The organism is Roseburia sp. AF02-12 (assembly GCF_003461765.1).
Taxonomy (GTDB): domain Bacteria; phylum Bacillota; class Clostridia; order Lachnospirales; family Lachnospiraceae; genus Roseburia_C; species Roseburia_C amylophila.
On the sequence record NZ_QTXS01000001.1, the window covers coordinates 439,014 to 460,931 of the forward strand.

Annotated in this window: 19 protein-coding genes; 17 read left to right on the plus strand and 2 right to left on the minus strand. The window is 41.3% G+C overall.

Going from position 1 to position 21,918, the window contains the following annotated elements; translation table 11 throughout:
• Positions 1–27 precede the first annotated feature (27 nt).
• Positions 28–411 (plus strand): fatty acid/phospholipid synthesis protein PlsX, encoded by a 384-nt coding sequence (locus DV740_RS02075; RefSeq protein ID WP_118087384.1) that lies wholly within the window; start codon positions 28–30, stop codon positions 409–411.
• Positions 412–481: 70 nt separating this feature from the next.
• Here DV740_RS02075 and DV740_RS15305 read toward each other — a convergent pair whose 3' ends face one another.
• Positions 482–763: a helix-turn-helix domain-containing protein gene (locus DV740_RS15305; RefSeq protein ID WP_197420850.1), complete on the minus strand. Its 282-nt coding sequence runs from the start codon at positions 761–763 to the stop codon at positions 482–484.
• 25 nt (positions 764–788) lie between these two features.
• Between DV740_RS15305 and DV740_RS15310 the strand changes: the two genes are divergently transcribed.
• Complete coding sequence (locus DV740_RS15310; RefSeq protein ID WP_199534927.1) at positions 789–1,010, plus strand: hypothetical protein; 222 nt, start codon at positions 789–791, stop codon at positions 1,008–1,010.
• Positions 1,011–1,094: 84 nt separating this feature from the next.
• Here DV740_RS15310 and DV740_RS02090 read toward each other — a convergent pair whose 3' ends face one another.
• On the minus strand, positions 1,095–1,436 hold the full coding sequence (locus tag DV740_RS02090; RefSeq protein WP_022243052.1) for a phenylpyruvate tautomerase MIF-related protein: 342 nt from the start codon (positions 1,434–1,436) through the stop codon (positions 1,095–1,097).
• A gap of 289 nt (positions 1,437–1,725) precedes the next feature.
• Between DV740_RS02090 and leuB the strand changes: the two genes are divergently transcribed.
• From leuB to ppdK, 15 genes are all read left to right on the plus strand, one after another.
• Positions 1,726–2,826 carry a 3-isopropylmalate dehydrogenase gene (leuB, locus tag DV740_RS02095; protein WP_118087386.1) on the plus strand — a complete coding sequence of 367 codons (1,101 nt, stop codon included), beginning with the start codon at positions 1,726–1,728 and terminating at the stop codon, positions 2,824–2,826.
• 50 nt (positions 2,827–2,876) lie between these two features.
• Positions 2,877–4,559, plus strand: coding sequence for a dihydroxy-acid dehydratase (gene ilvD, locus DV740_RS02100; protein ID WP_117840956.1), 1,683 nt, complete (start codon positions 2,877–2,879; stop codon positions 4,557–4,559).
• 58 nt (positions 4,560–4,617) lie between these two features.
• A complete protein-coding gene (ilvB, locus tag DV740_RS02105) occupies positions 4,618–6,291 on the plus strand; it encodes a biosynthetic-type acetolactate synthase large subunit (RefSeq protein WP_118087946.1) in 1,674 nt (557 codons plus the stop codon).
• A gap of 52 nt (positions 6,292–6,343) precedes the next feature.
• On the plus strand, positions 6,344–7,426 hold the full coding sequence (gene serC, locus DV740_RS02110) for a 3-phosphoserine/phosphohydroxythreonine transaminase (RefSeq protein ID WP_022243048.1): 1,083 nt from the start codon (positions 6,344–6,346) through the stop codon (positions 7,424–7,426).
• Entirely contained in the window at positions 7,426–8,589 is a 1,164-nt protein-coding gene (locus DV740_RS02115) for a phosphoglycerate dehydrogenase (RefSeq protein ID WP_117697045.1), read from the plus strand. The genes serC and DV740_RS02115 overlap by 1 nt, the downstream gene beginning before the upstream one ends.
• Positions 8,590–8,709: 120 nt before the next feature.
• Positions 8,710–9,948 (plus strand): DUF1015 domain-containing protein, encoded by a 1,239-nt coding sequence (locus DV740_RS02120; protein ID WP_118087387.1) that lies wholly within the window; start codon positions 8,710–8,712, stop codon positions 9,946–9,948.
• A gap of 31 nt (positions 9,949–9,979) precedes the next feature.
• Positions 9,980–10,891 carry a mechanosensitive ion channel family protein gene (locus tag DV740_RS02125; protein ID WP_117697049.1) on the plus strand — a complete coding sequence of 304 codons (912 nt, stop codon included), beginning with the start codon at positions 9,980–9,982 and terminating at the stop codon, positions 10,889–10,891.
• A 120-nt stretch (positions 10,892–11,011) separates the two neighbouring features.
• A complete protein-coding gene (locus DV740_RS02130) occupies positions 11,012–11,212 on the plus strand; it encodes a cold shock domain-containing protein (protein ID WP_022243044.1) in 201 nt (66 codons plus the stop codon).
• 151 nt (positions 11,213–11,363) lie between these two features.
• Positions 11,364–14,282 carry an insulinase family protein gene (locus DV740_RS02135; RefSeq protein ID WP_330415571.1) on the plus strand — a complete coding sequence of 973 codons (2,919 nt, stop codon included), beginning with the start codon at positions 11,364–11,366 and terminating at the stop codon, positions 14,280–14,282.
• A gap of 45 nt (positions 14,283–14,327) precedes the next feature.
• Positions 14,328–15,239 carry a GTPase Era gene (era, locus tag DV740_RS02140; protein WP_118087389.1) on the plus strand — a complete coding sequence of 304 codons (912 nt, stop codon included), beginning with the start codon at positions 14,328–14,330 and terminating at the stop codon, positions 15,237–15,239.
• Positions 15,240–15,317: 78 nt separating this feature from the next.
• Positions 15,318–15,506 carry a YqzL family protein gene (locus DV740_RS02145; RefSeq protein WP_117697057.1) on the plus strand — a complete coding sequence of 63 codons (189 nt, stop codon included), beginning with the start codon at positions 15,318–15,320 and terminating at the stop codon, positions 15,504–15,506.
• Positions 15,451–16,191, plus strand: coding sequence for a DNA repair protein RecO (gene recO / locus DV740_RS02150; RefSeq protein ID WP_022243040.1), 741 nt, complete (start codon positions 15,451–15,453; stop codon positions 16,189–16,191). Before DV740_RS02145 ends, recO begins: the two co-directional genes overlap by 56 nt.
• A gap of 103 nt (positions 16,192–16,294) precedes the next feature.
• The gene (locus tag DV740_RS02155; RefSeq protein WP_022243039.1) at positions 16,295–16,906 is read left to right on the plus strand and encodes a hypothetical protein; all 612 of its coding nucleotides are present in this window, start codon (positions 16,295–16,297) and stop codon (positions 16,904–16,906) included.
• Positions 16,907–16,924: 18 nt separating this feature from the next.
• Positions 16,925–18,322: a glycine--tRNA ligase gene (locus DV740_RS02160; RefSeq protein ID WP_022243038.1), complete on the plus strand. Its 1,398-nt coding sequence runs from the start codon at positions 16,925–16,927 to the stop codon at positions 18,320–18,322.
• A 205-nt stretch (positions 18,323–18,527) separates the two neighbouring features.
• Entirely contained in the window at positions 18,528–21,164 is a 2,637-nt protein-coding gene (gene ppdK / locus DV740_RS02165; RefSeq protein ID WP_117840960.1) for a pyruvate, phosphate dikinase, read from the plus strand.
• Positions 21,165–21,918 lie beyond the last annotated feature (754 nt).

Genomic DNA, 21,918 nt, shown 5'->3' on the forward strand with positions numbered 1-21,918 from the left:
AAGAGCAGAAAGAAAAGGAGCATAACCATGCAGACAGACATTAACGCAGCATATTTTAAAAGCATCATTGACCAGGATCGTTGTTCCGTTGTGATATGCAATTTAAAGCACGAAATCATTTATATGAATCCAACAGCAGTAAAAAACTATGAGAAATGGGGCGGTGAAAGCCTTGTTGGAAGAAGCCTTTTAAACTGCCATAATGTAGAATCGCAAAAACGCATCCAGCAGGTAATCGACTGGTTCGCAGCAGATGAAAGCCACAATCTCATCTATACCTCCCATAACGTGAAGCAGAATAAAGATGTGTATATGGTTGCTTTAAGGGATGCTGAAGAAAAGCTGATTGGCTACTATGAGAAGCACGAATTCAGAAATGCGGAAACCATGGAAAAATATGATTTGTGGTAAAATGGAATATAGGAAAATGAGATAGTTTCATAACATAAATAGAGCGGTACATCGACAAAGGTGTATCGCTCTATTTAAATTCAATAATATCATTTGGAGTACAGCCTATAATGGTGCAGAGCTTTTCTAAGGTGAGTACAGTAATATTTTTGTTGTGTTTTAATCCATCCAGAGTTTTATTATCAATGCCCATCTTTAGAAGCTGGTATTGGGATATCTTTTTGGACTTCATAGTATTCCACAAATTAGCAGACAGCAAATTATCAAAGAATTTAGAAGGGGAAGCAGGTTTCCCTGATTTTGTTGTGCTGGAAAGGAAGAAAAGTCGAGATGCAGCTAAATATGGGTGCATAGAAGCAAAACGACCGTATGATAATATGGAGATAACAGAGCAGATAGAAGGACACCTTAGTTCTTATGGAAAAGTGATTTATACAAATGGACTCGTATGGAAGTTTTATAAAGAGAAAAAAGAAAACGAAAAAGTTTATACTTTAGGAAGCATCAAGTCAAAGAATAAGCAGGCTATAATCTGGGAACCGGTAGATAACTGGTATAAACTGATTAGCTTTTTAGAGGACTGGGATTGGAAATCATAAGATAGGGTTGCCATAGAAAAAAGGCAAAAAGCCAGGCATATCACACGACAATAGATAGCAGTGTGATATGCCTCTTCTAATTCCCTAGAAGTTACTGTCATTCCATCCCCAGTCTTCAGTCGGGAAGTAAGCAACATAGATTCGCTTCTTCGGAATACCAAGCTCATTTTCTAAGAGCGTGCAGACCTTTCTTGTCATAAGATTCATCTGTGGCTTGGTCGGATAGCCGTAGCATTTCACTTCTACATAAGCAATGTCTTTGGTGCTTCCTAGAAAGCAAAGAGAAGCATTCCCCTCGAACCCGGTCATCACCCAGTTTTCACCTTTGCCGAGACAGTCTCTGGTGATGATGCAGAGCTCCTTGGACAGGGCATCTTTTTTGGCAATATCTAAAGTAGCAGTAGTTTTCATGTTAATAAACGGCATTTGAAAATCCTCCTTGCAAATTGATAAGTTAATTGGTTCATTAAATACCTACCTCAAGTCTACTGTACCAATCCCATTCTGACAAGAAAAAGATTTGGTATAATAACAACAAATCATATCAAGAGAATAGAATATAACCACAGTTTATAAATACTATGAGAAACTATAATGGTAAAATTTATTGAATTCTTCGGATAAATAAGCTATGATATAGGATAATGAGCATTACCATAATCAGTAGTTATGAAATTGGGATGCATGCAATAGGAAAAGAAAGAAGGATTTACCCATGAATTATAATGTTGGAGTAATTGCCGGTGACGGAATCGGACCGGAGATTGTAAGCGAAGCAAGAAAGGTGTTAGATGCCATTGGAGCAAAATTCGGACACACCTTTATATATGACGAGATACTGATGGGCGGTTGTTCTATCGATGCAACCGGTGTACCGCTGACCGATGATGCCATTGCACATGCAAAAGCGGCAGATGCAGTTCTGATGGGTTCCATCGGAGGAAATACAGCAACATCCCCTTGGTACAAATTAGAGCCATCCCTTCGCCCGGAGGCAGGTCTTTTGAAATTAAGAAAAGCATTGAACCTTTTTGCAAACTTAAGACCGGCATACCTTTATGAAGAATTAAAGGAAGCATGTCCACTGCGTGACGATATTATCGGAGACGGATTTGACATGATGATTATGCGTGAGCTGACCGGCGGACTTTATTTCGGAGAGAGAAAGACAGAAGAAGTGGACGGTGTGATGACGGCAACCGATACTTTGACATACAATGAAAATGAAATCCGCAGAATTGCAAAACGTGGATTTGACATTGCCATGAAACGCCGCAGGAAAGTGACCAGCGTGGATAAGGCAAATGTACTGGATTCTTCCAGACTCTGGAGAAAGATTGTAGAAGAAGTAGCAAAGGACTATCCGGAAGTAACATATGAGCATATGCTGGTAGATAACTGTGCCATGCAGTTGGTAAAAGACCCGAAGCAGTTCGATGTAATTTTAACTGAGAATATGTTTGGAGATATTTTATCCGATGAAGCAAGTATGGTAACCGGTTCCATCGGAATGTTATCCTCTGCAAGCTTAAATGATACGAAATTCGGTCTTTATGAGCCAAGCGGTGGTTCTGCACCGGATATCGCAGGAAAAGGAATTGCAAACCCGATTGCAACCATTTTAAGTGCAGCGATGATGTTAAGATATTCCTTTGATCTCGATAAAGAAGCAGATGCCATTGAAAATGCCGTAAAGAAGGTGTTAAAGGCAGGCTATCGTACCATTGACATTATGCCACAGGAAGAAGCAAAGAAAGCAACCGTAACCCAGGTAGGAACAGCCAGAATGGGTGACTTAATCGTAGAGAATCTGTAAGAGATAAGAAATTTTCAGACAGAACAATAAAAAAGAGAGGAAGAACGAAGATGAAGAGTGATAATGTAAAAGCCGGAATGCAGCAGGCTCCGCACAGAAGTCTTTTTAACGCTTTGGGATTTACCGAAGAAGAAATGAAGAAACCAATGGTTGGTATCGTAAGTTCTTATAATGAAATCGTACCGGGCCATATGAATCTGGATAAAATTGTAAACGCTGTAAAATTAGGTGTTGCAGAAGCAGGTGGAGTACCGGTTGTATTCCCTGCAATTGCAGTTTGTGATGGAATTGCCATGGGACATATCGGAATGAAATATTCCCTGGTAACAAGAGACTTAATTGCAGATTCCACAGAGTGTATGGCATTAGCCCATCAGTTTGATGCACTGGTTATGGTGCCAAACTGTGATAAGAACGTACCGGGACTTCTGATGGCAGCAGCAAGAATTAATGTACCTACCGTATTTGTTTCCGGTGGCCCGATGTTAGCTGGTCATGTAAAGGGACGCAAGAGAAGCTTATCTTCCATGTTTGAGGCAGTAGGCTCCTATGCAGCGGGTACAATGACAGAGGAAGAAGTAAGAGAATACGAAGAAAAAGTATGTCCGACCTGTGGTTCCTGTTCCGGTATGTATACCGCAAACTCCATGAACTGTCTGACCGAGGCACTTGGTATGGGCTTACGTGGAAACGGAACCATTCCTGCCGTATATTCCGAGCGTATCAAATTAGCAAAACATGCCGGAATGGCAGTTATGGATATGTATCGGAAAGATATCCGTCCAAGAGATATTATGACAAAGGATGCTATTTTAAATGCACTGACCGTAGATATGGCGTTAGGCTGCTCTACCAACAGTATGCTTCACCTGCCTGCAATCGCACATGAAGTAGGATTTGATTTTGATATTTCCTTTGCAAATCCAATCAGTGAGAAGACTCCGAACCTCTGCCACCTGGCACCGGCAGGCCCGACCTATATGGAAGACTTAAATGAAGCCGGCGGTGTCTATGCTGTCATGAAAGAATTAGCAGATGCAGGACTTTTACATACAGACTGTATGACCGTAACCGGTAAGACCGTAGGCGAGAATATCAAAGATGCAGTCAATAAGAATCCGGAAGTTATCCGTCCACTGGATAATCCATACAGTAAGACCGGTGGTCTTGCCGTATTAAAAGGAAATCTTGCTCCGGACGGCGGTGTTGTAAAACGTTCCGCAGTCGTAGAAGAGATGATGGTTCATGAAGGACCGGCAAGAGTATTTGACTGTGAGGAAGATGCCATTGCAGCAATCAAGGGTGGCAGAATTGTTGCCGGTGATGTAGTCGTGATCCGTTACGAAGGACCAAAAGGCGGCCCTGGTATGCGTGAGATGTTAAATCCGACTTCTGCAATCGCAGGTATGGGACTTGGTTCTTCCGTAGCATTGATTACAGACGGACGTTTCTCCGGCGCAAGCCGTGGAGCTTCCATCGGTCATGTTTCACCGGAAGCAGCCGTAGGCGGACCAATCGCATTGGTAGAAGAAGGCGATATCATTAAGATTAACATTCCGGAAATGAAGTTAGAGCTTGCAGTATCCGATGAAGAACTGGCAGCCCGTAAAGCAAAATGGCAGCCAAGAGAACCGAAGGTAACAACCGGATATCTGGCACGTTATGCTTCCATGGTTACTTCAGGAAACCGCGGTGCAATTTTACAGATTCCAGGTACCGGGGAAGAAAAATAAGAACCGGTAATCTGTAAATATACAGCAGAAAGATAAGTTGGAAAGAGAGGAAATTTCAATGCTCTTAACAGGTGCTGAAATCGTAATAGAATGTTTGAAAGAGCAGGGCGTGGATACGGTGTTTGGTTATCCGGGCGGTGCAATTTTAAATGTATATGATGAGTTATATAAACATAGTAATGAAATAAAACATATTTTAACTTCCCATGAGCAGGGAGCTTCCCATGCGGCAGACGGATATGCAAGAAGCACCGGAAAAGTTGGTGTGTGCTTTGCCACCAGCGGACCGGGTGCAACTAATCTGGTAACCGGAATTGCAACCGCATATATGGATTCTGTTCCAATGGTAGCAATTACCTGTAATGTCAATGTGCCACTTCTTGGCAAAGACAGTTTCCAGGAAATTGATATCGCAGGAATTACCATGCCGATTACCAAGCACAACTTTATTGTAAAAGATGTCAATGATCTGGCAGATACCATCCGACGGGCATTCCGCATTGCAAAAAAAGGAAGACCGGGTCCTGTTCTTGTGGATATTCCAAAGGATGTCACTGCTAACAGGGCAGAATATAACGCACAGCGTATTGAACCGGTACTGCGTGTGACAGAAACCATCCGGGAGGAAGATTTAGAAGAAGCAGTTGCTTTGATTCAGAAAGCGAAAAAACCATATATCTTTGTGGGCGGCGGTGCCGTGATTTCCGACTGTTCGGATGAATTGAGAGAATTTGTGGATAAGGTGGATGCACCGGTTTGTGATACCCTGATGGGAAAAGGTGCATTTAACGGAACGGATGAACGTTATACCGGAATGCTTGGAATGCATGGAACCAAGACTTCCAATCTTGGAGTCAGCGAGTGCGATCTTCTGATTGCAGTAGGTGTCCGTTTCTCAGACCGTGTGCTTGGAAATGCTAAGAAATTTGCCCATCATGCAAAAATCTTACAGTTTGATGTGGATGCGGCAGAGATTAATAAAAATATCATGGTAACAAACAGCGTGATTGGTGATTTAAAGAAGATTCTTGCAAGAATCAATCCGATGTTATCTCCGATGGAGCATAAAGAGTGGATGGAGCACATCATGGAATACAAGAAAGAATATCCATTGAGCTACCATCCGGAAGGATTAAGCGGTCCGTTCGTAATCGAAGAAATCTATCGTCAGACCAACGGAGATGCTATCATGGTAACGGAGGTCGGACAGCATCAGATGTGGGCAGCACAGTATTATAAATACAAACAGCCGCGAACACTTCTGACATCCGGTGGACTTGGAACCATGGGTTATGGACTGGGGGCAGCAATCGGTGCGCAGATAGCAAATCCGGATAAACAGGTTATCAATATTGCCGGTGACGGATGTTTCCGTATGAATATGAATGAGATTGCAACAGCAGTCCGTCAGAAGCTTCCGTTAATCGAAGTTATCATCAATAACCATGTGCTTGGAATGGTAAGACAGTGGCAGACACTTTTCTATGAGAAGCATTATTCTGCAACTGTTTTAGACGATGGAGTAGATTTTGTAAAACTGGCAGAAGCCATGGGAGCAACGGGATATCGTGCAGCCAGTCAGGCAGAATTTGTCGATATTTTGAAAAAAGCACTTGCAAGTAGTACACCAGTTGTTATAGACTGTATAATTGATAGTGATGATAAGGTGTGGCCAATGGTAGCACCGGGGGCAGCTATATCTGAGGTGTTTACCGAGGAAGATTTAAAATAATAAGCCATTACATATAGAAGGATATGTGTAAGAAGTGAGGAGGAATTAGAAAATGAGCAGAGTATATAATTTTTCTGCAGGTCCGGCAGTATTACCGGAAGAAGTTTTACAGGAAGCAGCAGATGAGATGTTAGACTACAGAGGATGTGGAATGTCCGTAATGGAGATGAGTCATCGTTCCAAAGTATATGACAACATCATCAAAGAGGCAGAAGCTGATTTAAGAGACTTAATGAATATCCCGGATAATTACAAGGTATTATTCTTACAGGGTGGAGCTTCCCAGCAGTTTGCTGCAATTCCAATGAACCTGATGAAAAATAAGAAAGCTGCATACATTGTAACTGGACAGTGGGCTAAGAAAGCTTACCAGGAAGCAAAAATGTATGGGGATGCAGTAGAAGTAGCATCTTCAGCAGATAAGACCTTCTCTTATATTCCGGATTGTTCAGATCTGGATATTCCGGAAGATGCAGATTATGTATATATCTGTGAAAACAATACGATTTATGGAACCAAGTTCAAAGAACTTCCAAATACCAAAGGACATACACTTGTTGCAGACGTATCTTCCTGCTTCTTATCAGAACCGGTTGATGTAACCAAATACGGAGTAATCTACGGCGGCGTTCAGAAGAACGTTGGACCTGCAGGTGTTGTAATCGTAATCATTCGTGAAGACTTAATTACAGATGATGTTCTTCCGGGAACACCTACCATGTTAAAATACAAGACTCAGGCAGACGCAGATTCTCTTTACAATACACCACCATGCTACGGCATATATATCTGTGGTAAAGTATTCAAATGGTTAAAGAAGATGGGCGGACTCGAAGTTATGAAACAGCGTAACGAAGAGAAAGCTAAGATTCTTTATGATTTCTTAGATCAGAGCAAGTTATTCAAGGGAACTGTAGTTCCAAAAGACCGTTCTCTTATGAACGTACCATTCGTTACCGGTGATGCTGACTTAGATGCAAAATTCGTCAAAGAAGCAACCGAAGCCGGTTTTGTAAACTTAAAGGGACACAGAACCGTTGGCGGTATGCGTGCCAGCATTTACAATGCAATGCCAAAAGAGGGTGTTGAGAAGCTGGTAGCATTTATGAAGAAGTTTGAGGAGGAGAACGCATAATGTTTAACTATACATGTTTAAATCCAATCGCTGGTGTAGGCTTAGACCTTTTGTCAGATGAATATAACAAAGTAGAAGATATCAAAGATGCACAGGCAGTCTTAGTAAGAAGTGCAGCAATGCATGATATGGAACTTCCAAAGACTTTGGAAGTTGTTGCAAGAGCCGGTGCAGGTGTAAATAATATCCCATTGGATAAATGTGCAGAAGCAGGTATCGTAGTATTCAATACACCGGGTGCAAACGCAAATGGTGTAAAGGAACTGGTATTTGCAGGAATGTTATTGGCAGCCCGTGACGTAGTCGGTGGAATCGAATGGGTAAAAGGCGAGGAAGGCAATGCAGATGTTGCAAAACTTGCTGAGAAACAGAAGAAGAACTTTGCCGGAAGCGAAATTGCAGGAAAGAAGCTTGGCGTTATCGGACTTGGTGCCATCGGTGTAAAAGTAGCAAATGCTGCAACACATCTTGGTATGGAAGTATACGGATATGACCCATACATTTCTGTAAATGCTGCATGGAGCTTATCACGCAATGTAAATCATGTAAATGCTGTAGAAGAAATTTACAAGAACTGTGATTATATCACAATTCATGTTCCGCTTTTAGATTCTACCAAGAAAATGATTAATGCAGAAGCAATTGCAATGATGAAACCTACCACTGTAGTATTGAACTTTGCAAGAGACTTACTGGTTGATGAAGAGGCAATGGTAGCAGCATTAGAGGAAGGAAAGATTGCAAAATATGTCAGCGACTTCCCAAATCCAACCACAGTTGGAAAGAAAGGCTGTATCGTAACTCCTCATATTGGAGCTTCTACCGAAGAATCCGAAGATAACTGTGCAGTAATGGCAGTAAAAGAGATTCGTGATTTCTTAGAGAATGGAAATATTACACATTCTGTAAACTATCCGGACTGCAATATGGGCGAGTGCAAGAGTGCAGGAAGACTGTTACTGTTACACCGTAACGTAAAGGGAATGATCAGCAGCTATACTTCTATTTTAGGAGATGCAAATATCAACATTTCTGATATGACCAATAAGAGCCGTGGCGATTATGCATGTACACTGCTTGATGTAGATGCACCTGTTACCAAAGAAGTAGAAGAGAAACTTCAGACCTTAGATGGTGTATTAAAGGTTCGTATTGTAAAATAATAAATGCAGGTGAGAAAAAGATAATATATGGACTGCCCGGTTACGCCGCGACAGTCCATTTCTCTTACGCAGGAAACTCACAAAGCGTGTTTTTCGCAATTACGCAGGAAGGAGAAAACAATGGCAGATATCAGACCATTTTTATGTATCAGACCAAGAGAGGATGAGGCGGCAGAGATTGCAGCACTTCCGTATGATGTATATAACAGAGAGGAAGCAAAGAAAGCGGTAGAAGGACATGACAAAAGCTTTCTTCGCATTGACCGTGCCGAGACACAGTTTGATGATTCCGTAGACACTTATGCACCGGAGGTATATAAGAAAGCCCATGACATGCTCTGGGATATGGTAGCAGAAGGTGATTTCGTAAAAGAAGAGAAACCGTGCTATTATATTTACGAACTGACCATGGACGGAAGGGTGCAGACCGGTATTACAGCCTGTGCTTCGATTGATGATTATCAGAATCAGGTCATTAAAAAACATGAGAATACCAGAGCAGATAAAGAGCAGGACAGAATCAACCATGTAAATATCTGTGATGCACAGACCGGACCGATTTTCTTAGCATACCGTTCCAATGATACCATCAATGCAGTGGTAGAGAAGGTAAAGAAGACAGCACCTCTTTATGATTTTGTGGCAGAGGATGGAATCGGACATCGTGTATACAGAATTGCAGAGGCAGAAGATATTGTGGCTATCGAGGAAGCATTTGCAAAGATAAAGGAAATCTATATCGCAGACGGTCATCACCGTGCAGCATCCGCAGTAAAGGTAGGACTGATGCGGAGAGCAGAGCATCCGGATTATGACGGAACTGAGGAATTTAACTATTTTTTATCCGTATTATTCCCGGATGACCAGCTTATGATTATGGATTATAACCGTGTGGTAAAAGACTTAAATGGAATGACAGAAGAGGAATTCCTTGGAAAGATGAACGACCTGTTTGAAGTGGGAGCACCACAGAAGAAAGCGGTTCATCCGGCTGAAAAAGGAAGTTTCAGCATGTACCTTGGGGATAACTGGTATGCCTGCCGGATGAAAGAAGCGGATTTAAGCAGTGACCCGGTAGATGGGCTGGACGTATCAATTTTACAGAATGTGTTACTGCATCCGGTACTTGGCATTGAAGACCCGAAGACCGATAAGCGGATTGATTTCGTAGGTGGAATCCGTGGACTGGAGGAATTGGAGCGCAGAGTACATAGTGACTGTAAAGTGGCATTTGCCATGTATCCGACCAGCATCGGAGAGTTGTTTGCAGTAGCAGATGCCGGAAGACTGATGCCGCCGAAATCCACCTGGTTTGAGCCAAAACTTCGCAGTGGATTATTTATTCATGCACTTTCATAATAACTTTCATAAATAACTGGAGGATATTAAAATGGGATTTTATCTGACCGCATTAGAGGCCAGCACAGAGGGCATTACAGCGGAAGAAGTCAGCGATGCTATTGAACAGATGAAGAAACCGGGCGTGATACGTACTTACCTGGAGGGGCTGGTGCCGGATTTACTGGCGTTTCTCTTTCAGGTGGTGATTGCCTGCGTGGTATATGCCATTGGCGTAAAGTTAATCAAACTTTTCCGGAAACTCGTCCGGAAATGGCTGGATAAAAAGGATGCTGACAAGGGTGTAAAACAGTTTATGGATGCACTGGTCAAGTGCATTGGATATTTCTTCTTGATTGTAATCATTCTTTCGCTTTTTGGAATTGCAACCACATCTGTAATGGCAATTGCAGGTTCTGCAGGACTGACGGTAGGCCTGGCACTGCAGGGAAGCTTATCCAACTTTGCCGGCGGCGTATTAATACTGATGTTAAAACCGTTTAAAGTGGGGGATTATATTGTAGAAGACAGCCATGGCAACGAAGGAACGGTAACAGAGATTTCGATTTTCTACACCAAGTTAAAGAGTGTTGACAATAAGATTATCGTAATTCCAAATGGAATCTTAGCCAACAGCAGCCTTACCAATGTAACCTACAGTGAGAAACGCAGGATTGACCTGGAAGTAGGGGTGTCCTATTCGGCGGATTTAAAGAAGACGAAGGCTGTGATAGAGCAGTTGCTTCTTTCCGAAGAACGCCGGCTTAAGGATGAGGCGGTGCAGGTCTTTGTATCGGAATTGGGAGACAGCAGTGTTACCATTGGTGCAAGAGTGTGGGTGCCGACTGATTTATACTGGGATATCCGCTGGGCACTGACTGAGGAGATGAAAAATGCTCTGGATGAAAATGGAATCGAAATTCCGTTCCCGCAGCTTGATGTCAACGTAAAGAATCCGGTATAAAATCGGGCAAAAAAGTGAAAAAGTTTGACAAATATTGGAAAATATGCTACTGTTAGCCATGTAGTCGTGCACAATTTTGTGCAACTTTTTAGATTTATTGTGTATTAGGAGGAAAAAGAAATGCAGGGAACTGTAAAATGGTTTAACGCAAAGAAGGGTTATGGATTTATCTCAGATGCAGAAGGAAATGATGTATTCGTTCATTTCTCCGCATTAAATATGGATGGATTCAAAGAGCTTAAAGATGGAGAAGCAGTTGAATTTGAGGTAGTAGAAGGAGAAAAAGGACCTCAGGCAGCTAACGTAGTTCGCTTAGGTTAATTCGTATAGAGTTGAATATGAAATAAGCGCAGAGCAGGAAGATGGATATCCGTCTTCCTGTTTTTAGGTTTATCAGGTGTAAATGTAAAAAAAATGTGTTATACTGATAAAGACTGTGAGTCAGATTATGAGAACATGGAGGATAAAACATTTGAATTTAGCAGCGTTAACAGCATATGAATTAATCAAAGAAGAAAATCTGACAGACATCCATGCAAAGGGATATCTGCTTCGACATAAAAAGAGTGGAGCTAAAATCAGCCTTATTTCCAATGATGATGAAAATAAGGTCTTTTATATTGGATTCCGTACTCCGGTAGAGGACAGCACCGGCGTACCACATATCATTGAGCATACGGTATTGTGCGGTTCAGACAAGTTCCCGGTGAAGGACCCGTTTGTGGAACTGGTGAAGGGTTCTTTAAATACATTTTTAAATGCCATGACTTACCCGGACAAGACCGTTTATCCGGTGGCAAGCTGCAATGATAAAGATTTTGCTAATCTGATGGATGTATACTTAGACGCTGTGTTCCATCCGAATATCTATAAGAAAGAAGAAATCTTCAAACAGGAAGGCTGGCACTATGAATTAGAGGATAAAGATGCACCGGTTACCATCAATGGAGTGGTATACAATGAGATGAAGGGCGCATTTTCTTCTCCGGAGGGTGTCTTAGACCGTGTAGTATTAAATTCCCTGTTCCCGGATACCACATACAGTAATGAGTCTGGCGGTGACCCGGAAGTAATTCCGGAGCTTACTTATGAGCAGTACCTTGATTTCCACCGGAAATTCTATCATCCATGTAATTCTTATATTTACCTTTATGGAAATATGGATATGGACGAAAAACTGGAATTTCTCGATAAAGAATATTTAAGCCATTATGATAAAATCGAAGTAGATTCCGCAATTCAGCTTCAGGCTCCTTTTGAAAAGCCGGTAACCATCAGCAAGCCATATTCCATTGCATCTTCCGAAAGCTTAGAGGATAATGCATATCTTTCCTATAATGTGGCAATCGGAACGAATCTTGAGAGTGAACTGACTCTGGCATTTGATGTCTTGGATTATGCACTATTAAGTGCACCGGGAGCACCGTTGAAGCAGGCACTTATTGATGCAGGAATCGGAAAAGATATCATGGGCGGATTTGATAACAGCACCTTACAGCCAATTTTTTCTGTGGTGGCAAAGAATGCCAATAAAGAAGACGAAGAGAAGTTTGTAGGAATTATCGAAGATACTTTAAAGAAAATCGTCAAAGATGGACTCAATAGAAAATCCCTGTTAGCAGGAATCAACAGTGAAGAATTCAAATTCCGTGAAGCAGATTACGGTAATTTCCCGAAGGGATTAATTTATGGATTATCCTGTATGGACAGCTGGCTTTATGATGATGACGAACCATTCTTATATCTTAAAATATTAGACGTATTTGCAGCATTAAAGGAAAAGATTGAAACAGGATATTTTGAAGAACTGATTCAGAAATATCTTTTGGATAACAGCCATAAATCCTATGTATCCATTGAACCGGAAAAAGGCTTAAATGCCAGGCTGGAAAAAGAATTAGAAGAGAAACTGGCTGCTTATAAGAGAGACTTATCAGAAGAAGAGATTGATAAGTTAGTAGAGGATACAAAGCATTTAAAACAGTATCAGGAAGAGCCGTCACCAAAGGAAGACCTGATGAAGATTCCGATGTTAAAACGGCAGGACATGAAGCGTGAAGCGCAGCCGCTGGTATATGAAAAGGTAAGCTGCAATGGCATCGAAACCATTCATACCAACATTTATTCCAATGGCATTCATTACCTGAATCTGATGTTTGATATCAGTGATATTACAGAAGAAGAACTGCCATACCTTGGGGTGTTAAAAGCTGTACTTGGTTATATGGATACGGAGCATTATAACTATGCAGACTTAGCAAATGAGATTGATCTTAAGACCGGCGGTATCTCATCCCAGATTAATATTTATGCGGATACTAAGAAAAAAGACAGTTTCCATGCAAAATACGAAGTACGTTCCAAGATTCTTTATCAGAATTTAGAAGAGGGGCTTAGACTTCTTTCTGAGATTCTGATGGGCACACAGATTACAGATGAAAAACGTCTCTATGAGATTTTAGCGCGTATCAAATCGAGACTGCAGATGTCCTTAAGCTCTGCCGGACATTCCGTATCTGCCATGCGGGCAATGTCTTATTTCTCACCGGTAGCCCGATTCAATGACCTGGTTGGCGGAATTGCACTGTACCGGACGATTGCAGAATTAGAAGAACACTTTGACGAGAAGAAGCAGTTCTTAATGGATAAATTAAGAAGCCTTACAGAGAAAATCTTTGTAAAGAACAGACTGTTGATTTCCCTGACGGCAGACGCAGAAGGATATCAGCTGTTAGAAGAAAAATTCCCGCAGTTCTTAACTGTTTTACCGGATGGAGAGAAAGAGGGAGAAGCAGTTACCTTCCATTGTGAGAAAAAGAATGAAGGCTTCTTAGATGCATCCAAAGTACAGTATGTATCCAGAGCAGGAAATTATTTATCGAAAGGATATTCCTATACCGGAGCACTTCGTATCTTAAAAGTAATTTTAAGCTATGATTACCTTTGGATTAATGTCCGGGTAAAGGGTGGTGCATATGGCTGCATGAGCGGATTTATGCGGAACGGAGATGCATATTTTACTTCTTACCGTGACCCGAACCTTAAGAGCACCAATGAGATTTATGAAGGAATTCCGGCATATTTAAGAGCCTTTGATGCAGATGAACGTGATATGACAAAATATATCATCGGAACAGTAAGTGATATGGATACCCCGTTGAATCCGGCTGCCAAGGGCATGCGTTCCGTAAGTGCTTATCTTACCAATATTTCTTATGAGGAATTACAGCGTGAGAGAAATGAAGTTTTAGATGCACAGCCGGAAAATATCAAAAATCTCGCAGTGCTTATTGAAGCAGTACTCGCACAGGATGCCTTGTGTGTCATCGGTGCAGAGGAAAATGTAGAAGCAGAAAAAGATATGTTCTTAGAAGTAAAGAATCTTTATTAAAAGCTGTGGGTAATAGTCCCGCAGCATACATAAGAAGGAGTAAGTATGACGGAAAATTTTAAATCAGGCTTTGTAACACTGATTGGACGGCCGAATGTAGGGAAGTCCACCTTGATGAATCATCTGATTGGACAGAAGATTGCAATTACATCCAATAAACCGCAGACTACCAGAAACCGTATCCAGACTATTTATACGGATGAAAACAGAGGACAGATTATTTTTGTGGATACACCTGGTATCCATAAGGCAAAGAATAAGCTGGGCGAATTTATGGTAAATGTGGCAGAACACACATTGAATGAAGTGGATGTCATTTTATGGCTGGTGGAACCGAGTGATTTTATCGGCGCAGGAGAGCAGCATATTATTGAAAAGTTAAAAACTGTAAAGACACCGGTTATTCTGGTTATCAATAAATTAGATACCTTGGATAACAAGGATAAGATGCTTGAGTACATTGACACTTATCGTAAAGTTTATGACTTTGCGGAAATCGTACCGGCATCTGCACTGCGGGGAGAAAATACGGATGTTATCATTGATTTGATTTTTAAATATCTGCCGTATGGTCCGATGTTCTATGATGAAGATACCATTACCGACCAGCCGGAGCGTCAGATTGTGGCAGAGCTGATTCGTGAAAAAGCCTTACATGCCTTAAATGAAGAAATTCCTCATGGAATTGCCGTTTCTATTGACCAGATGAAGAAACGCAAAGGCAGGAAAATGTTTGATATAGATGCCACGATTATCTGTGAGCGGGATTCCCACAAGGGAATTATTATCGGCAAGCAGGGAGCCATGTTAAAGAAGATTGGTACCAATGCCAGATATGAGATTGAGCGCCTCTTAGATGCCAAGGTTAATTTAAAGCTTTGGGTAAAGGTGAAAAAAGACTGGCGTGACAGCGATTATATGATTAAGAACTTCGGATACCGGGAAGAGGAATTCTAAATATTGACAGTATTATCTTAAGTGCTTCTGGAAAACCTAATTTCATACAAGTATGAAGAAAGGGCAGGAAGGAAGCATATGGTAAGAGCAAGCTGGAATCATTTTACTTTGACCGGAAGTGTAGATGATTATCTTAAGTTTAAGGAACAGGAAAAAGAAGAACAGGATGGATTGGGCAGCCTGAAAGAGAAAGTAAGAGGTGAACAGGACCGTGGGCACAAACGTGATGGTTACGGGTATGGTGCTTACCGCAATGCCAATCAGTGAATATGACAAACGAATTACGATACTGACCCTGGAGAGGGGAAAGATTACGGCGTTTGCCAGAGGTGCAAGAAGACCGAACAGTACACTGCTGGCAGCCTGCAATCCCTTTTCCTTCGGACAGTTTGAAGTATATGAGGGCCGTACCTCCTACAATGTGGTGCGGGCAGAAATTAAAAATTATTTTACCGAACTCACCACAGACTTGAATGATACATACTATGGATTTTATTTTCTTGAGATGGCAGAATATTATGCCCAGGAAAACAGTGATGACCGGGAAATGCTAAAGCTGCTTTACCAGTCCTTAAAAGCACTTGGAAAGAAGAATTTTGATAACCGGCTGGTCCGTGTGATTTATGAATTGAAAATGATGGTGCTAAACGGAGTATATCCGAATCTTTTTTCCTGCCAGAAATGTGGAAGAAAGGAACCGATGCAGTTTTTCAGTGTGCAGCGCGCCGGGCTTCTTTGTGATTCCTGCAGCGAAACCGAGCATGGCAGACGGTTAGATGCATCTACCATTTATACGATGCAGTATATTATTACCACGGAATCAGCAAAGCTTTTTCATTTTGCAGTATCAGAAAAAGTGTTGTTTGAACTGATTCGGACGGTGAAGGAATTTCGGGAAAAATATGCACCCCATACATTTAAATCAGAGCAATTTTTAGAAGGGCTTTTCTGATTTATGGAGAAGCCGGGCATTTTGCCTGAGGTAACGCTTGAAATACCAAACCGAAAATAGTATAATTGTTGAGATTATGAGATATAGGGATTTGGAGGTTCGTATGAAGAAAAAGATAAGTGCACTCCTTGTAATGCTGTTAGTCTGTGGAATATTTGGCGGCTGCGGTGCTACAAAAGATGCAGATACCACGACACTCTTTCCGGAGAAAAAGGGTGGAATCACAGAAGTTGCAGTAGGCGACTTTGACAAAGACAATTATGATGAGAATGAGTTAGAACAGTATGTAAAGGATTCCATCAAAGAATATGAAGACAATGATGGCGCCGGGACAGTAAAATTAAAAAATCTTTCCGTAAAAGACGGAGTCGCAAAGCTTGGTATGCATTACAGTGACAGCACAGCATATTCTGCATTTGTGGGAGATACCGTATTTACTGGAACGGTGGTACAGGCAATTGCTGCCGGATATGATTTTAATACAGATTTCGTAGCGGTAACAGATGGAGCTGCCGGAGATGCAGCGGACAGCAAAGATGTCATGAAAAATGATGACTATCATGTTATCGTATTAAGCAAGGGCGTAGATGTTACGGTTGATGGAACACTGCAGTATGTTTCTTCCGGAGTAACCGTCAAGGATAAGAACACTGCAACCGTGGATGAAATTCCTGCTGGTGAGACAGCAGAAGCAAGATATATTATTTATAAATAGAATGCGAGGAAGAATTTTATGGAAAAATCAATGGAAAAAATTGTAGCTTTAGCAAAGGCAAGAGGTTTTGTATATCCGGGTTCCGAGATTTACGGTGGACTGGCAAATACATGGGATTACGGTAACCTTGGTGTAGAATTAAAGAATAATGTGAAACGTGCCTGGTGGCAGAAATTCGTACAGGAAAATCCATACAACGTTGGTGTAGACTGTGCCATTCTTATGAACCCGCAGACATGGGTAGCTTCCGGACATTTAGGCGGATTTTCAGACCCTCTTATGGATTGTAAAGAGTGTCATGAACGTTTCCGTGCAGATAAGATTATTGAAGATTATGCAGAAGAGCATGGCATTACATTAGAGACTTCTGTAGATGGCTGGAGTCAGGAAGAAATGATGAACTTCATCAAAGATAACAGTGTTCCATGTCCATCCTGCGGAAAACATAACTTTACAGATATCCGTCAGTTCAACCTGATGTTCAAGACCTTCCAGGGTGTAACTGAAGATGCAAAGAATACGGTATACTTAAGACCGGAAACAGCACAGGGTATTTTCGTTAACTTCAAAAACGTGCAGAGAACATCCCGTAAGAAAGTGCCTTTCGGCATTGCACAGATTGGAAAATCTTTCCGTAACGAGATCACTCCTGGTAACTTTACTTTCCGTACCAGAGAGTTTGAACAGATGGAGCTGGAGTTCTTCTGTGAGCCGGGTACCGACCTTGAGTGGTTCCAGTACTGGAGAACCTTCTGCCATAACTGGCTGTTAAGCCTTGGCATGAAAGATGAAGAATTACGTCTTCGTGACCATGATCCTGCAGAGCTTGCATTTTACAGTAAAGCGACTACCGACTTTGAATTCTTATTCCCGTTCGGATGGGGCGAACTGTGGGGAATTGCAGACCGTACCGACTATGACCTGACACAGCATCAGAATACATCCGGTCAGGATATGTCTTACTTTGATGATACCAAGAATGAAAAATACATTCCATACGTTATTGAGCCATCTCTTGGAGCAGACCGTGTGGTACTTGCATTCCTTTGTGCAGCATATGACGAAGAGAACATCGGAACAGAAGAGAAACCGGATATGAGAACCGTTCTTCATTTCCATCCGGCACTTGCACCGGTTAAGATTGGTGTGCTTCCACTTTCCAAGAAATTAAATGAGGGCGCAGAAAAAGTATTTACACAGCTTTCCAAGAAATACAACTGTGAATTTGATGACAGAGGAAATATCGGTAAGCGCTATCGTCGTCAGGATGAAATCGGAACTCCATTCTGTGTAACTTACGATTTTGAATCCGAGACAGACGGAGCAGTTACGGTACGTGACCGTGATACCATGGAGCAGGAGCGTATCAAAATCGAAGATTTAGATACATATTTTGCAGAAAAATTCACTTTCTAAATCAAACACTTTATTTTTTACATGACTGAATGGTCTGATTTCGAAAAAATGGTTGCGAAACTATAAAATTATGATAAAATAAATATGTGCGCTTGTGGACAAGTGGCACGCGTAATGGGTGACATTGTGGATATCAATTGTTGTTGATAACAGACGATGTTCGCATATCAATAAACCAAAGTAAATTTATTAGGAGGAATTCAAAATGGCAAACAAATGGGTTTACATGTTCAGTGAAGGAAACATGTCCATGCGTAATCTCCTTGGTGGAAAAGGTGCTAACCTTGCCGAGATGACTGATATCGGTCTTCCAGTACCACAGGGATTCACAATCACAACAGAGGCTTGTACTCAGTATTATGAGGATGGCCGCAAGATTAACGACGAAATCATGGCACAGGCTATGGAAGGCGTTAAGAAAATGGAAGAGATCAACGGAAAGAAATTCGGAGACCTCAAGAATCCATTACTTGTTTCTGTTCGTTCCGGTGCCAGAGCATCTATGCCAGGTATGATGGACACCATCTTAAACCTTGGACTGAATGACGAAGTAGTTGCAGCAATGATCGCTGGAAACCCAGATCCTAAATTCGAGCGTTTCGTATATGATTCTTACAGACGTTTTATCCAGATGTTCTCTGACGTTGTTATGGAAGTTGGTAAGAAATATTTCGAGCAGCTCATCGATAAGATGAAAGCAGACAGAGGAGTTAAGTTCGACGTTGAACTTACAGCCGCTGACTTAAAAGAATTAGCAGAGCAGTTCAAAGCTGAGTACAAGAACCAGTTAGGAACCGATTTCCCATCTGATCCTGTAGAGCAGTTAAAATTAGCTATCGAAGCTGTATTCCGTTCATGGGATAACCCACGTGCAAACGTATATCGTCGTGATAACGATATCCCATATTCCTGGGGAACAGCTGTTAACGTAATGCCTATGGTATTCGGTAACTTAAATGATGAGTCTGGTACAGGTGTTGCATTTACCCGTGATCCTGCTACAGGCGAGAAGAAATTAATGGGTGAGTTCTTAATCAATGCTCAGGGTGAGGACGTAGTTGCTGGTGTTCGTACACCTATGCCAATCGCTCAGATGGAGCAGGAATTCCCAGAAGCATATGCTGAGTTCATCAAGGTTTGTGAGACTCTTGAGAATCACTACCATGACATGCAGGATATGGAGTTTACAGTAGAGAACAAGAAGTTATACATGCTTCAGTGCCGTAATGGTAAGAGAACTGCTCCAGCAGCTCTTAAGATTGCATGTGACCTTGTTGATGAAGGACATAAGACAGAAGAAGAAGCAGTAGCTATGATCGATCCTCGTAACTTAGATACACTTCTTCATCCACAGTTTGATGCAGCAGCATTAAAAGCAGCTACACCAATCGGAAAAGGTTTAGGAGCTTCTCCTGGAGCAGCTTGTGGTAAGATCGTATTCACAGCAGAAGATGCAGAAGCTTGGAACGCTCGCGGAGAGAAAGTTGTACTTGTTCGTCTTGAGACATCTCCAGAAGACATCACAGGTATGAAAGCTTCCCAGGGTATCTTAACTGTTCGTGGTGGTATGACATCTCACGCAGCTGTAGTTGCCCGTGGTATGGGTACATGCTGTGTATCCGGATGTGGCGATATCGCTATGGACGAAGAGAATAAGAAATTCACTCTTGCTGGAAAAGAATTCCATGAGGGAGATTTCATCTCTATCGATGGTACAACAGGTAACATCTACGATGGCGAAATCAAGACAGTTGACGCTACCATCGCTGGTGAGTTCGGCCGTGTTATGGCTTGGGCTGACAAATATAGAAAACTTAAAGTTCGTACTAATGCAGATACTCCTGCAGATGCTAAGAAAGCTCGTGAGCTTGGAGCAGAAGGTATCGGACTTTGCCGTACAGAGCATATGTTCTTCGAAGAAGACAGAATTGCAGCATTCCGTGAGATGATCTGTTCTGACACTGTAGAAGAAAGAGAAGCAGCTCTTGAGAAGATTCTTCCATATCAGCAGGGAGACTTCAAAGCTCTTTATGAAGCACTGGAAGGATGCCCGGTTACTATTCGTTTCCTGGATCCACCTCTTCATGAGTTCGTTCCTACAGAGGAAGCTGATATTAAGAAATTAGCAGATGCTCAGGGCAAAACTGTTGAGCAGATTAAGACAATCATCGATGGACTTCATGAGTTCAACCCAATGATGGGTCACAGAGGATGCCGTCTTGCTGTAACATATCCTGAAATTGCTAAGATGCAGACAAAAGCTGTTATCCGTGCAGCAATCGAAGTTCAGAAAGAGCATGCAGATTGGAATGTGAAACCTGAAATCATGATTCCATTAGTATGTGAAGTTGAAGAACTTAAATACGTTAAGAAAGTAGTTGTTGAGACAGCAGACGCTGAGATCGCAGCTGCAGGCGTTAAATTAGAGTATGAAGTTGGTACTATGATCGAGATTCCTAGAGCAGCTCTTACAGCTGATGAAATCGCTAAAGAAGCTGACTTCTTCTGCTTCGGTACTAACGATTTAACTCAGATGACATTTGGATTCTCCCGTGATGATGCTGGTAAGTTCTTAGATGCTTACTATGACAAGAAGATTTTCGAGAACGATCCATTTGCTAAGTTAGACCAGACTGGTGTTGGTAAACTTATGGATATGGCACTGAAACTTGGTAAGCCAGTTAATCCGAACCTTCACGTTGGTATCTGTGGAGAGCACGGTGGAGATCCTTCATCTGTTGAATTCTGCCACAAGATTGGTCTTGACTATGTATCATGTTCACCATTCCGTGTACCAATCGCTAGATTAGCAGCAGCTCAGGCAGCAATCGCTAACAAATAATTATTGGACAGGAACAATATAATATACAGCATATCTCATATATCGTGGGAATGCTGTATATGCAGGATAAGCCTCACCGTATGGTGAGGCTTATCTATCTTGTGAAATGGTACTTATATTGTATAGTATTTTTGTATTGCATAGCATTTTTATATTGCATAGTGCTTTTTAGCTTGTGCAGCATGATTGTTATATGACCTTATATTTCGCTTGCTGCCAGGTTCTTATTCTTCTGGCAGGATGATAACAGAATATTCTTATTACGAATCCATTCGCTTATTTGTTGAAAAATCTTAAGTTTCTTTATCAAATTCCATTTAATTACAAAATTCAGTTAAGGCATAATATTCAAGTAATTATATTTTGAAAGTAATCATATCATTTAGTTTAATTATATTATTTAGTTTAATCATATTATATGGTCAAATCATATTGTTTGGTTTAATCATATTATATAGTCAAATCATATTGTTTGGTTTAATCATATTATATAGTCAAATCATATTGTTTAGTCTTATCATACTAATTCAGTTCTTTTAAAGTTTCTAGTATGAAAAAATCTCCATTTATATCAAAAAAATCCCTGAAAAATGAAAAAAATCATACTAAACAGTAGAATCTAGTTTTTTAGTATGAAGAAAGCTGAAAAAGTGTTGAAAAAATCATACTAGATATATGCTGCAAGAAAAAGAAGTATGATTATGGCATAAGGCAGACTATCATGCGAAGTATGTGACAATAGGAATCATTGTTT